Source organism: Treponema primitia ZAS-2, from assembly GCF_000214375.1.
GTDB classification, from domain to species: domain Bacteria; phylum Spirochaetota; class Spirochaetia; order Treponematales; family Breznakiellaceae; genus Termitinema; species Termitinema primitia.
Map to the genome: position 1 here is coordinate 3,723,255 of NC_015578.1, position 12,237 is coordinate 3,735,491.

General features: G+C 52.6%; 13 protein-coding genes. 9 read left to right on the forward strand and 4 right to left on the reverse strand.

Translation table 11 applies throughout. The features are described 5' to 3' along the window. Nucleotides 1-80: 80 nt before the first annotated feature. Nucleotides 81-902, reverse strand: a complete 822-nt coding sequence (locus TREPR_RS16155) for a cytidylate kinase family protein (protein ID WP_015709421.1) — start codon at nucleotides 900-902, stop codon at nucleotides 81-83. A 125-nt stretch (nucleotides 903-1,027) separates the two neighbouring features. Between TREPR_RS16155 and TREPR_RS16160 the strand changes: the two genes are divergently transcribed. Continuing rightward, nucleotides 1,028-1,612 (forward strand): NUDIX hydrolase, encoded by a 585-nt coding sequence (locus tag TREPR_RS16160; RefSeq protein ID WP_015709422.1) that lies wholly within the window; start codon nucleotides 1,028-1,030, stop codon nucleotides 1,610-1,612. On the opposite strand, the gene TREPR_RS16165 is transcribed toward TREPR_RS16160, so the two are convergent. Beyond that, complete coding sequence (locus tag TREPR_RS16165) at nucleotides 1,594-2,322, reverse strand: LysM peptidoglycan-binding domain-containing protein (protein ID WP_015709423.1); 729 nt, start codon at nucleotides 2,320-2,322, stop codon at nucleotides 1,594-1,596. The genes TREPR_RS16160 and TREPR_RS16165 overlap by 19 nt on opposite strands. Then, on the reverse strand, nucleotides 2,319-3,488 hold the full coding sequence (locus TREPR_RS16170; protein ID WP_015709424.1) for a hypothetical protein: 1,170 nt from the start codon (nucleotides 3,486-3,488) through the stop codon (nucleotides 2,319-2,321). The genes TREPR_RS16165 and TREPR_RS16170 overlap by 4 nt, the downstream gene beginning before the upstream one ends. Nucleotides 3,489-3,656: 168 nt before the next feature. Between TREPR_RS16170 and TREPR_RS16175 the strand changes: the two genes are divergently transcribed. Both TREPR_RS16175 and rnhA read left to right on the forward strand, forming a co-directional pair. Continuing rightward, on the forward strand, nucleotides 3,657-3,887 hold the full coding sequence (locus TREPR_RS16175) for a YdbC family protein (RefSeq protein WP_015709425.1): 231 nt from the start codon (nucleotides 3,657-3,659) through the stop codon (nucleotides 3,885-3,887). Nucleotides 3,888-3,890: 3 nt separating this feature from the next. Next, nucleotides 3,891-4,337 carry a ribonuclease HI gene (gene rnhA / locus TREPR_RS16180; protein ID WP_015709426.1) on the forward strand — a complete coding sequence of 149 codons (447 nt, stop codon included), beginning with the start codon at nucleotides 3,891-3,893 and terminating at the stop codon, nucleotides 4,335-4,337. A gap of 43 nt (nucleotides 4,338-4,380) precedes the next feature. Here rnhA and TREPR_RS16185 read toward each other — a convergent pair whose 3' ends face one another. Then, entirely contained in the window at nucleotides 4,381-5,379 is a 999-nt protein-coding gene (locus tag TREPR_RS16185) for a Gfo/Idh/MocA family protein (protein WP_015709427.1), read from the reverse strand. Between the two features lie 188 nt (nucleotides 5,380-5,567). Between TREPR_RS16185 and groL the strand changes: the two genes are divergently transcribed. From groL to uxuA, 6 genes are all read left to right on the forward strand, one after another. After that, complete coding sequence (gene groL / locus TREPR_RS16190; RefSeq protein WP_015709428.1) at nucleotides 5,568-7,214, forward strand: chaperonin GroEL; 1,647 nt, start codon at nucleotides 5,568-5,570, stop codon at nucleotides 7,212-7,214. Between the two features lie 192 nt (nucleotides 7,215-7,406). Then, a complete protein-coding gene (locus TREPR_RS16195; RefSeq protein ID WP_245534754.1) occupies nucleotides 7,407-8,138 on the forward strand; it encodes a GntR family transcriptional regulator in 732 nt (243 codons plus the stop codon). 105 nt (nucleotides 8,139-8,243) lie between these two features. Continuing rightward, nucleotides 8,244-9,254: a TRAP transporter substrate-binding protein DctP gene (gene dctP / locus TREPR_RS16200; protein WP_015709430.1), complete on the forward strand. Its 1,011-nt coding sequence runs from the start codon at nucleotides 8,244-8,246 to the stop codon at nucleotides 9,252-9,254. Nucleotides 9,255-9,336: 82 nt separating this feature from the next. Next, the gene (locus TREPR_RS16205) at nucleotides 9,337-9,843 is read left to right on the forward strand and encodes a TRAP transporter small permease (protein ID WP_015709431.1); all 507 of its coding nucleotides are present in this window, start codon (nucleotides 9,337-9,339) and stop codon (nucleotides 9,841-9,843) included. Between the two features lie 10 nt (nucleotides 9,844-9,853). Next, a complete protein-coding gene (locus TREPR_RS16210) occupies nucleotides 9,854-11,149 on the forward strand; it encodes a TRAP transporter large permease (RefSeq protein WP_015709432.1) in 1,296 nt (431 codons plus the stop codon). A gap of 20 nt (nucleotides 11,150-11,169) precedes the next feature. Then, entirely contained in the window at nucleotides 11,170-12,237 is a 1,068-nt protein-coding gene (uxuA, locus tag TREPR_RS16215) for a mannonate dehydratase (RefSeq protein ID WP_015709433.1), read from the forward strand.

Genomic DNA, 12,237 nt, shown 5'->3' on the forward strand with positions numbered 1-12,237 from the left:
CTCCCTATCAGGGGGTAGGAGGGAAATTTACTTTAAAGGTTTGAAAAAAAGATGGGCGCCGCTAAAAAAACGGATAGTTTTTAAGGTACTATGTTGAATTCCTGAACAACCTGAATGTCTGAACGGACAACGGAAATTCCGGGAACCTCTCTGGCGGCGTTAAGCGCATTTTCTATAAGAACCTGCGAACTGGCCACCCCGAAAAGGGTAAGCTCCCCGCCGGAGACCGCCGCTTCCAGGAAGTGGATGGCCAGCTCCCTTTCATACAGAATATGATGAATGGCCTGCTGGCCCAGGATCATCTCCTTGAGACGTGCCTCGTTCTGGGCTTCCGTCTCCTGGCTAATAATGTGATCCCGAAGGTCCTTGATGATCTTCGCTGCCAGGGCTGGGTGCAGATTCCCCATATTCAAGGTCAGGTGATAATTGGAGCCTTCCCGCCAGTCAATATCAAAAAAATACCGGTGGAACCCGAAGCGATCATGATCGCTCTGTTCAATGATCTGCCTGGCCCGTTTTTCGTCGCAGTGGAAATAGCTCTTCACCCGCTCATAGCGTATCTCCGTGGGCGCTACCAGGAATACAGAAAGAACCCCAGGAATATTCTTAAACACTGCAGCGGCCCCCCGGCCGATAAAAACGCAGCTCCCTTCGGATGCTTCGGCAAGCATAGCCGTTTTCAGAAAGTGGAGATAATCGTCCCGGTCCTGGGATAGGGAAGCAAAAAACGACGGTTTCCGTTCATCGTATTTTTCAAGCTTGGTTCCCACAATCCCAAAGGATTTGATCCGTTCCTCCAACTTGAGCTTGTCAACAAAACGATAGCCCAGCAGTTTTGCCAATTCAGTAGCCGTCTCATCACCCAGAGCTGCCAATTGACGGGAAATTGTAATGATTGCCATGATACCTCCTTGGTCAAAGGGTTCCTGTGACCTACATACCAAGCATAAAGCTTTGACAGGAACTTGTCAAAAGATTTAGAAAAGAACTCATTGCACCTCGGGGCTTAAAAGGGTATTTTATAGCCATGGAAAACGACAATGGGCCAGCGGCCCACCTTATTTGGAAAGAAACAGGACGGCAGGAGGTTTACCGCTGCAAGGTTCTTTCAATCCGGGATACCACCTGCCTTTCCCCGGAGGGCGAAACCGCCGTATTTTCGGTTATTGATGCCCCGGATTGGGCTATCGTGATACCGGTAATCGAAACCGAGGGGGGTCGGGAATTTGTCATGGTCAGGCAGTGGCGTCATGGATCACAGGAGCTAAGCCTGGAATTTCCCGGCGGGGGGTTTGAACCCGGGGAAAATGCCCTGGAAGCCGCCGCCCGGGAACTGCAGGAGGAAACCGCCTATGCACCAGGAAAAATCCGCAAGATCGGGGAATTCAGCCCGAATCCGGCGCTTATGTCCAACCGGGTCCACTTCTTTTTAGCCGAAGATTTAAAGCCCCTGGAAAGCCAGGATCTGGATAAGGATGAATTTGTTGACGTAGAACTGGTAAGCGCCGCTGAGGTATTCCAAGGCCTGGGGCGTCCACCCTATATGCACGCCCTCATGGCCTCGGCTTATACCCTTTACTTACAGGCCACAGGTCACCGGATAGGTTCGTAGGCCTTATTCGGGTCCCAGGTTCCTTCCCGGCGCTCACCCTGGAGGCTGGGAATATCCAGTACCATCCCCGGCTCAATCACATTTGGGTTATCCGGGTTGGGAAATTTTGCCTTGTTCGCATTGTAAATCAAACGCCACTTATGGGGATCCCCGTAGGCCCAGGGCCGTCCGGCGATATTCCAGAGGCAGTCCCGGGAAACTGCCCAGGGACGCACCGTATACCGGGCGGGCAATTCCGGCTTGCCGCCGACTAAAACCGGCGCTCCCGAAACAAAGGCCAAGGCGTCTACCGCCCGGTAGGCCGCAGCAATGGCTTCATCCCATTCTTCACCTTGACGGAAAGAAAGGGCCTCGCTATATGCCTGCTCCGCAACGCCGTATTCATCCGGATAGGTCTGTGAAACGCCAATGGAATCCGCCCAATCAATACGGCTTTTAGCCGCAGTAATGGCGTCCTCGGTCTCCCTGATTTTCAACTGTAGTGCCACGTATTCATCGGACAGCTGGGCATAACGGAGCGCCTCGGCTGCGTAATTAGCGGAGGCATCGTAATCGCCGTACTCGTAACTTTCCTGGGCCAGTTTAGTGAGCCGTACACTCTCCAGATAGTACCGGTTATTCTGCAAATTACCGGGAATCGGCTGGGAAAATACCAGGCTGGTTCCGCAAACGAATAGTATTATCAATCCAAAAAGCAATCTCCGTTTCATTCCGCGACTCCTTGCAGAACCAATTCCGCATCCCGGGCGGTTTCTTCGCTTAGGCTCACCCTGAGTTCGGCATTCCGTATAGCTGTTTCGGCAATCACCCGCTTATCCTCCGCTACCCGCCAGGACTGGACAAACAGGGGGACAGACTGGGTGTAGGCTTCCGAAGCTTCCCAAAACTGTTTCGATCTCATGGCGCTAAGGGCCCGGTTATAAAGATCCTCCGCGGCGCCGAATTCCTTCCGTGCCGCCACATTGGCCTTCGCCGCCAGGGCACGCTGCCGTTCAGCTTCGGCGTTGTTTTGCAATTCCGAAACGGCGCCCGCCCACCCGGTGTTAATAACCCGGTTGTACCGGAGTAAAGCATCTTCCGCGCTGTTTTCCGCCAAATCCGTATCACCCCCGTCATAGGCAGCTACACCCCGGTCCAGGGCCTGATCGGCAAGCTCAAAATTATCCAAATCGTACTTGGCAAAGCCCCTCCGGCGTATCTCCTCCCGAAGGGCAAACGCCCCGGCGCCCATGCTGAGGGCCCGGTACCGGTCCAGGGCTTCAAAGGCCGATTCCGCCGCAGCATAATAATTTTCAGCCGGCTCCCCTACCTCGTACAATTCAATTGCCTGATCTACAAACTTATCCGCTGCACCAAGCCGGTCCGGGCTCAAGTCCAGGATTCCCCCTTTGATCGCCTCGTCCCGGGCTTGCAGTATCTCATTCTCCAGATCCCGGTAAAAAAAGGGCAAACTCTGACGGGCTGTATAATCGTAGGCCTCGGCAACCCACTCATAGAGGGTAACTGCCTGGTTAAGCTCGCCCAAGGTTGTATCCCGGGCCTCATTCTTGGCGGCATCGTACCCCTCCTCCGCCGCCTGCCAATCATCGGGACGGTAATAAGGGCTTTCAATATCCAAAGCCTGCTGCCTTGAGGTTTCAACCCTGGACACTGCGGTATTTAGGCGATCAAGGGCCTCCTGGTTCGGGGGCTCCAAATTGGGGTCCCGGGGAGCCGGGGTGCTTGGCACAGAAGGCGCCGGGGGCGCACTTTGTTGCTGCTGCGGCTCCCGGGGAGGCGGCTCGTTTTCCTGCGGCGGCGGCGTACTGCCGCAGGCTACGATCAATATTGAAACAACTATTCCCGTTAAAATACCGGGGAATGGACTACTTCGCATAAAAACTCCTATATTCTATTTAATTATCGTATATCACTTAGATGATAACAACAAGCTTGCAAAGAAAACCATGATTCGAATCACAGTTTCAACAACCCCCTTTGCTAAAAACAAGAAATATGATTATTATACTAATGTACTATAATTTTCACCAAATGAGGTTTTTTTATGCCCGAGATTACCTACGACATTCAAAAAAATTACGGTGTTCTTTCCGAAGAAAAAAGTGGCTGGAAAAAAGAACTAACCCTAGTATCCTGGAACGGCCGGAATGCCAAATTTGACATCCGAGACTGGTCCCCGGATCATGAGAAAATGGGGAAAGGCATTACCCTGACCAGGGAAGAGGCGGAGAAACTGGTTGGATTCCTGCAAGCCGCCTTCGCCCAGGAAGGGTAAGCCATGGATCTGCACGTTTACACCGATGGGGGCTGTTCAGGCAACCCCGGGCCGGGCGGCTGGGCTTATGTGATTCTCGGACCTGAGGATAAAATCCGTGAAAAGTGGGGCGCCGAAGCGGAAACCACCAATAACCGGATGGAACTGTACGCAGCCCTGGAAGCCCTGGAAGCCCTGGTAAAACTGAAGATTAAGGCCGAAGCCGTGACAGTTTATACGGATTCCCAATATGTCCAGAAGGGTATGAGCCAATGGATACACTCCTGGAAACTCAACGGCTGGCGAACCAGCGACAAAAAGCCGGTAAAAAACCAGGAGCTATGGCAGCGCCTGGACGAACTATCCCTCAAATTCCCCCTGAAATGGAAATGGGTACGGGGCCACGCGGGGAATGAATACAATGAACGCTGCGATCAAATGACCCAGGAAGCTATTGCTTCTATAAAATGAAGCGCTTTCAAAATGCAAAATTTTGAAAGCGCTTCAAACGGGTTTAATATTTTCTGACAGGTTCCCAGCTACCGGAGACGGCTGACGCGAATAGGGCGTCCAGAACAGCCATATTGGCAATTGCATCGCTGATGGGGGTGGGAACTTCGGTTTTATTGATAATTGCTTCGGCAAAGTTGTCAAATTCCAGCAGGTATTGATCGACTATTTCGGTTTCTACCACCCGTCCACCCAAACCGGAATTGACCGTCAACTCCCCGGGTGTGTCTGCGTATGAATTAAAAGGCACCTTCACGGAAAGGGCGCCCCCGGTCCCCAGGGCGGTAACCCGCTGATAGGGGTAAGCCTGGGTGCCAATAGTAAAGGAAGACACCCGCCCCCCGCCAAAATCCAGAAGGGCGGACACCAGGATATCGGTCTTAAACACCGGATCCCGGATAAGGGTTGCCACCACCCGTTCTGGCTCCCCGCCCATGAGCAATCGGGCACTGGACACGGTATAGCAGCCTATATCCAGGATCGCCCCGCCACCGGCAGCGGCAATATTGCGGATATTGCTCCCATCCTTCAGATTATAGGAAAAAAGTCCGTTGGTTGATACCACAGTCCCGATTTCCCCGCATTTTACAATCTCCGCAGCCCGCCTCCATTGGGGGTGGAACCGGTACATAAAGGCTTCCATCACCGGAACGCCCTTTTTTGCACAGTATTCCGCCGCTTCCACCGCTTCCCGGGCGTTGAGACCCAGGGGTTTTTCACAAATCACCGGTTTTCCTGCATCCGCAGCCTTCTTGATCAGCTCCAGATGCAGGTAATTTGGCAGAGGGGTATAGACAAAGTCAATATTCGGGTCCGCCAGCAGTTCCTCATAGGACCCGTAGGCCCGGGAAAAATCCCATTTTTGGGCATAGGCCTTAGCTTTTTCCAGGTTTCTGGAGGCTATCCCATAGGGCTCCACCAGTAAAGACGATTTAAGTGGGGTTGCCACCCGTAATTCGTAGTGATCGGAAGTCCCAATCACCCCCATTCGTAATTTTTCCATAGAAGCCTCCAAAAATTACGAAATTATACCTGGTTTTCCTATTGCCGTTAAGGCCTATATTTAGTATTTTATACACAGGTCCCATAAGATGGGCAATAATCCATTTCAGATTAAACCGGTTTTTCGCAGAGAGAGATAATCTTCCCTTTTGTGCCCGAAAAACCGGTAATTAAAGGGAGAAAAAGAACATGGCTAAACAGTTGTTGTTCAACGAAGACGCCCGGCGCAAGCTGCTTGCCGGGGTTGAGCAGATTTCCAAGGCCGTTAAGGTCACCCTTGGTCCCAAGGGCCGGAATGTCCTCTTGGACAAGAAATTCGGAGCCCCCACGGTAACCAAGGACGGCGTTTCCGTAGCAAAGGAAGTCGAACTTGACGACCCCTACGAAAACATGGGCGCCCAGCTTCTCAAAGAAGTGGCCACCAAGACCAATGATGTGGCCGGCGACGGTACCACCACCGCCACGGTGCTGGCTTATTCCCTGGTAAAGGAAGGCCTCAAGTCCGTAGCCGCCGGGATGACCCCCATTGAGCTGAAGCGGGGTATCGACAAAGCGGTAGAAATCGCCGTAGACGAAATCAGGAAGAATTCCAAGGAAATCAAGGACAAGGAAGAAATTTCCCACGTCGCCTCGGTTTCCGCCAACAATGACAGTGAAATCGGCAACACCATCGCCGATGCCATGGAAAAGGTTGGAAAAGACGGAGTCATCACGGTTGAAGAATCCAAGACCATGGACACCACCATTGAGTTTGTGGAAGGGATGCAGTTTGACCGGGGTTATATCTCCGCCTACTTTGTCACCGACCGGGACACCATGACCACCGTCTATGAGGATGTGTTTATACTCATCCACGACAAAAAAATCTCCTCCATGAAAGACATGCTTCCTCTGTTGGAGAAGGTTGCCCAGACCGGCAAGCCCCTGCTCATCATTGCAGAAGACGTGGATGGTGAAGCCCTTTCCACCCTGGTCCTGAACAGCCTCCGTGGCACCCTCAAGACCGTGGCCGTCAAGGCCCCGGGCTTCGGCGACCGCCGCAAGGCCATGCTGGAAGACATTTCCGTCCTCTCAGGCGGCCAGGTTATCACCGAAGAACTGGGTCTCAAGCTGGAAAACACCGACATTTCCCAGCTCGGTAAGGCCAAAACCGTCAAGATCGACAAGGATAACACCACCATCATCAACGGCTCGGGCAAACAGAAGGACATCCAGGACCGGATCGCCCAGATCAAAGCCCAGATCGAAGACACCACTTCCGATTACGACCGGGAAAAACTCCAGGAACGGCTTGCCAAGCTGGCCGGCGGGGTTGCGGTGATCAACGTAGGCGCCGCCACCGAGGTGGAACTGAAAGAAAAGAAGCACCGGGTCGAGGACGCCCTGAGCGCCACCCGGGCCGCCATTGAAGAAGGCATAGTCCCTGGAGGCGAACTCGCCCTGATCCAGGCCGCCATTGCCCTAGACAAAGCGGACACCTCCGGCCTCACCGACGACGAGAAGGTAGGCTTCAAAATCGTCAAACGCGCCCTGGAAGAACCGATTCGCCAGATCGCCGAAAACGCCGGCCAGGACGGCGCGGTAATTGCCGAACGGGCGAAAAATGAAAAGAAAGGCATAGGCTTCGACGCCGCCAAGCTGGAATGGGTAGACATGGTAAAGGCCGGGATCATCGACCCCGCCAAGGTCACCCGCTCCGCCCTGCAGCACGCCGCCTCCATTGCCAGCCTCCTCCTGACCACCGAATGTGCCATCACCGACCTGCCTGAGAAGTCAGCCCCGGCCCCGATGCCCGGTGGTGGTGGAATGGGCGGCATGGGTGGTATGGATTACTAAGCCGACCTCAAGTAACAAAAAGTGAACCAAGGGCCGCCGTAAGGCGGTCCTTTTTGGTTTAAATCGCCCATTCCACCACCCAGCCCCGTTTTTTTAACGCTAAAAAAACGGGGCTGTAAATTTTGTGAATCCCAGTGCATACTGGGTTACTATTTTAAACAGAGGAATACTAGTATGGAAGGTACAGGAAAAATGAGATCCGGTAGCGTTCAGGATTCGGTCTACGCAAATCTCCGCAAAAACATCGTTACCCTGAATTTGGCCCCCGGTACCGGGATCAGCGAGAAGGAAATAGCTCTCCTGTATAAGGTCAGCCGTACCCCGGTACGGGAGACCTTTATCCATCTGGCCAATGAGGGGCTGTTGCAGATCGTTCCTCAAAAAGAGACCATGATATCCAGAATTGACTTTTCTCGGGTGGAACAGGAATTTTTTTTGCGGGAAAACCTGGAGATGGCGGTTTTGGAGCCCTTTATCAGCAAATCAAAGGCGGAGCATTTTACCGCCCTGGAACAGTTGATCAGGATGCAGAAAAATGCCTTTACCGATGGCGATACCATTGCCTTTATGGAGTTTGACGATGCATTTCACCATACCTTTTTCAGCGCCGCAGCTCAGGAGCTGAGCTGGAAGGTGCTGGAACAGATGAGCGGCCATTATTACCGGGTACGCCTTTTGGCTATACGGCTCAAGGGTATAGCCGAGGGGGTGGTGGGGCAGCATAAAAAGCTTCTAGGGACATTAAAAAAGAAGGACCTTAGCGGCGCCAGGGATCTTCTTAAGCTGCACCTGCACAAACTGGGGAATGAGGAAAAGCTGCTGGAGAAAGAATTCCCCGATTATTTTATCACCAAAGATAGTGGGGACGCTTTTGATGTTGATTTTGGCGGGTTTTCCATGCCGGGAAAAAGGTCCCGGGAATGAATTGGGCTCAGGACGGAAATTTTTTTTTCTTGACGGCTACCATACAAGTATGTTAGAATTCATCCATTGTGACCCTGAGGGGTAGACACATAATAGGAGGGGAATATGAAAATTGTAAAAGTATCGTTGTTTGCGCTTCTGGCGATGGTTTTGGCCATTGGCGGAGTATTTGCAGGCGGCGGCCAGCAAGGCGGCACTTCCGGGGGAAAGGTTGCGGTTACCTTTGCGGGGACCGAAGGTGCCACCAGCGGACAGAGCCGGATGATGCAGGAAGTGGCGGACACCCTAAACGCCACGGGCCGTTTCGATGTTAAAGTCTATGTAGCGGGGGCCCTCCCCGGGGACACGGACAACCTAGTAACCCAAGCGCGGCTTGGGGTAAACCTTGTGGTACCTTCGGATCCCGGACGGCTGGCAAGCCAGTTTAACATTCCGGACCTCAATATTCTCATGGCCCCCTATGTGCTTACGGATTATAAACTTCTGGAAAAACTCCCCCAGACCGCTCTGTATAAAGGATGGCAGGCGGAGTTAGAGAAACAGGGACTTGTACTCATTGCCGATATGTTCAATGGCTTCCGGAGCTTCTATACCATTAAACCGGTTAGCAAGGTGGCGGACCTCTCGGGGCTCAGGCTTCGGGGCTTCGGTAATGCCATAGGCCAGGCTCTAGCCAAGTATTTGGGCTATGCCCAGACCACGGTGAACGCCACGGATATTTATGCCGGGGTGCAGTCCAAGACCTTGGATGGCTGCGAGATCCAGGCTTCTACCGCCGACAGTTACCGTCTCTATGAGGTTACTCCCTATCTGGCCCTTACCAAGCACTACATGCTTCAGAGCAGTTTTGTCTGTGGAAAAGCCCTGCTTGACGGCATGCCTGCTGCAGACCGGGAACTCTTTGTCAAAACCGTCTATGACGCTGCGGCGAAGTATTCGGCCATCATAGCCCAGGAAGAACAGGGGTATTATGACGGATTCAAAACCAAGGGCATTACGGTTACCGAAGTTGACCTGGCGGAATTCCAGAAAGCCATCGATCCCCTCTATACCAATAACGATCTTAAATTGACTACAGGCCTTAAAGAAACTCTGTTCAGGGAACTGGGTCTGTAACGAAAGGGGGTAATTTCAAAAACAGTATTTTGAAATTACCCAATACCCTGCTTATCCAGGCAGGGTATGTCATGGGGGTCACATGCGTGCATTATACCGGTCTCTTTGTAAAGCCGAGACAGTCCTCTGCGGGGTGGGGTTTATTGGCTTGGTTTTCCTGGTCTTTCTGTCTGCCATTCTGCGTTTCTTCCGGGTTTCCATGGCTTGGAATATTGATGCGGCCATGCTCCTTTTGGCTTGGACCGCCTTTCTGGGTGCCGATATTGCCTACCGTTCAGGACAACTGCTGGGTATAGATTTGGTGACCCGTAATCTGCCGAAAACAATGCAGAAAATCTGTGAGATTTTTCTGTTTCTCATTATCCTGTTTGCCCTGACTGTCATTGTTTTCTTTGGAATCAGGCTAGCCGCAGCGGAGTGGATCCGGCGTTACCAATCCATGCCCATCCCCTATTCACTGGTAACCCTGAGCATCGTCGTTGCTGCAGCTTCCATGATCCTTTCTACAATTCTCAAGATCAAGCGGTGTATTCTCAGCTTTAATAAAGATGATGCGGAAAAACCGGCCGGCCAAGCCGGTCTAACCTGAGGAGCAAGCCATGTCATTCCTACTGCTCTGTTTTGTTCTTTTCCTTGTTTTGGGTATGCCCATTGCCTTTGTCATCGGTATCGCAGGGTTGGCTTATTTTACTGTGACCCCCGTATTGCCCTTTGAGATTGTAGTCCAGCAGATCGTTTCTCAAAGTCAATCCTTTGCGTTTCTGGCGGTGCCTTTTTTTATTTTCGCAGGTAATCTAATGAATGTGTCGGGCATCACGGACCGCCTCCTGGGGCTGGCCCGGCTTTTGACCCGGCGCATGTACGGCGGCACAGCACAGATAAGCGTAGTGATGAGTACCCTTATGGGGGGGGTGTCCGGCTCCGCCACTGCGGATGCCGCCATGGAAACCCGGATCCTCGCCCCGGAAATGATGCGCCTGGGGTACAACAAGGGGTATATCTGCGCGGTAAACTGCATCACCGCCTTAATCACCGCCACCATACCGCCGAGCCTGGGGCTGATCATCTTCGGCTTTGTGGGTGAAGTTTCTATAGGCCGGCTTTTTGCGGCGGGGATCATTCCCGGCATTCTCATGATGTGCTTCCTCATGGCCACCACCTCAATTACCTCCCGAATTAAAAAGTACGATCCTCCAAAGACGGATGCCCCCAAGCTCTCCACAACGGAACTACTGGCCAACCTTAAGGATTCTGTCTGGGCCCTGCTTTTTCCGGTGATCCTGATCGTCGGCATCCGCTTCGGTCTCTTTACGGCCTCCGAATCCGGTGCTTTCGCAGTGGTCTACGCTATCATCATCGGAAAGTTTGTCTACAAGGAACTTACCTGGGAAAAGTTCAAGGGCGCTCTCTTCACCACCCTTAAGGATAACGGGGCGATCATGCTTATTATTGCCATGTCCGGCCCCTTCAGCTATGCCATAACCTGGGTACAGCTGCCCATCGCCATGAGCAACCTGATCTTCGGTATCACCGATAATCCCCAGCTCCTCACCCTGATCATGCTGGGCTTCCTCTTTATCTCCGGGATGTTCGTGGACAGTAACGTTAACTTCCTGCTCCTGACCCCCATATTCCTCCCCATGGTTACAAAGGTGGGGATGGACCCGGTACACTTTGGGGTGCTTATGGCGACCATGGTTACCCTGGGGGTTATGACACCCCCCATTGGCTCGGCCCTCTATACGGTCTGCGGCATCATAGGCTGTCCGCCCGAGGAATATTCCAAGGAGGCCCTTCCTTTCCTCCTTGCAGTGATGTTGGAACTGGCTATTCTGGTATTCCTTCCCCAGGTAGTTCTCTGGATACCAAATATGATATTTGGGATAGCACGATAATTGAGTACAGAGGTATTTTTATGCAGATGACCATGCGTTGGTTCGGAACCGGATATGATTCAGTTAAACTCGAATATATCCGTCAGGTCCCGGGTGTAACCGGGATAATTACAACACTCTACGGCGCTTTGCCCGGAGAGGTCTGGGAAAAAGAAGCCATCGCTGCTTTGAAGGCGGAGGTGGAAACAGCGGGATTAAGCATCGCAGGTATCGAAAGCGTTAATATCCATGACGCGATCAAAACCGGCTCCCCTGACAGGGACCGGTATATCGACAATTATATTGTCACCCTGGAACGGCTGGGAGAGGCAGGGATACACCTGGTTTGTTATAACTTCATGCCTGTCTTTGACTGGACCCGGACCGACCTGTCCCGGAAACGAGATGACGGCAGCACCACCATGGCCTACGATCAGAAAATAATCGACACCATCGATCCTGCGGCTATGACCAATTCCATCAACGCCCAGTCCAAAGGTTATGTGATGGCCGGCTGGGAGCCGGAACGGCTGGGCCATCTGAAAGAACTTTTTGAGATGTACCAAGGGGTGGACGGAGAAAAACTCTTTGGCAATTTACAGTACTTTTTGAACCGCATCATGCCGGTCTGTGATAAGTATGGCATCAATATGGCTATTCATCCGGATGATCCCGCATGGTCTGTTTTCGGCCTTCCCCGGATTGTGGGCGCTAAGGATCAGCTGCTCCGGCTTATCAAGGCGGTGGATAATCCCCACAACGGGGTAACCCTCTGCACCGGGAGCCTAGGGACCAATCCCAAAAACGATATTCCCGATATTATTACTGCGCTAAAGGGGCGCATACATTTTGCCCATGTACGGAACCTGCGGCATAACAGTCCCGGTGATTTTGAGGAATCGGCACACCTTTCCCGGGACGGATCCCTGGACCTCTTTCAAATCATCAAGGCTCTCTACGATATTGGCTTTGATGGGCCCATCAGGCCCGATCATGGCCGCGCAATCTGGGGGGAGGTCTCCATGCCCGGCTACGGTCTTTACGACCGGGCTTTGGGGGCCACCTATCTTAACGGCCTGTGGGAAGCTATCGAAAAGATGTCCCGATAA

Excerpts from the sequence above, each read along its gene's own strand:
- TREPR_RS16155 (WP_015709421.1), bottom strand. The coding sequence starts at position 902 with ATGGCAATCATTACAATTTCCCGTCAATTGGCAGCTCTGGGTGATGAG.
- TREPR_RS16160 (WP_015709422.1), top strand. The coding sequence starts at position 1,028 with ATGGAAAACGACAATGGGCCAGCGGCCCACCTTATTTGGAAAGAAACA.
- TREPR_RS16165 (WP_015709423.1), bottom strand. The coding sequence starts at position 2,322 with ATGAAACGGAGATTGCTTTTTGGATTGATAATACTATTCGTTTGCGGA.
- TREPR_RS16170 (WP_015709424.1), bottom strand. The coding sequence starts at position 3,488 with ATGCGAAGTAGTCCATTCCCCGGTATTTTAACGGGAATAGTTGTTTCA.
- TREPR_RS16175 (WP_015709425.1), top strand. The coding sequence starts at position 3,657 with ATGCCCGAGATTACCTACGACATTCAAAAAAATTACGGTGTTCTTTCC.
- rnhA (WP_015709426.1), top strand. The coding sequence starts at position 3,891 with ATGGATCTGCACGTTTACACCGATGGGGGCTGTTCAGGCAACCCCGGG.
- TREPR_RS16185 (WP_015709427.1), bottom strand. The coding sequence starts at position 5,379 with ATGGAAAAATTACGAATGGGGGTGATTGGGACTTCCGATCACTACGAA.
- groL (WP_015709428.1), top strand. The coding sequence starts at position 5,568 with ATGGCTAAACAGTTGTTGTTCAACGAAGACGCCCGGCGCAAGCTGCTT.
- TREPR_RS16195 (WP_245534754.1), top strand. The coding sequence starts at position 7,407 with ATGAGATCCGGTAGCGTTCAGGATTCGGTCTACGCAAATCTCCGCAAA.
- dctP (WP_015709430.1), top strand. The coding sequence starts at position 8,244 with ATGAAAATTGTAAAAGTATCGTTGTTTGCGCTTCTGGCGATGGTTTTG.
- TREPR_RS16205 (WP_015709431.1), top strand. The coding sequence starts at position 9,337 with ATGCGTGCATTATACCGGTCTCTTTGTAAAGCCGAGACAGTCCTCTGC.
- TREPR_RS16210 (WP_015709432.1), top strand. The coding sequence starts at position 9,854 with ATGTCATTCCTACTGCTCTGTTTTGTTCTTTTCCTTGTTTTGGGTATG.
- uxuA (WP_015709433.1), top strand. The coding sequence starts at position 11,170 with ATGCAGATGACCATGCGTTGGTTCGGAACCGGATATGATTCAGTTAAA.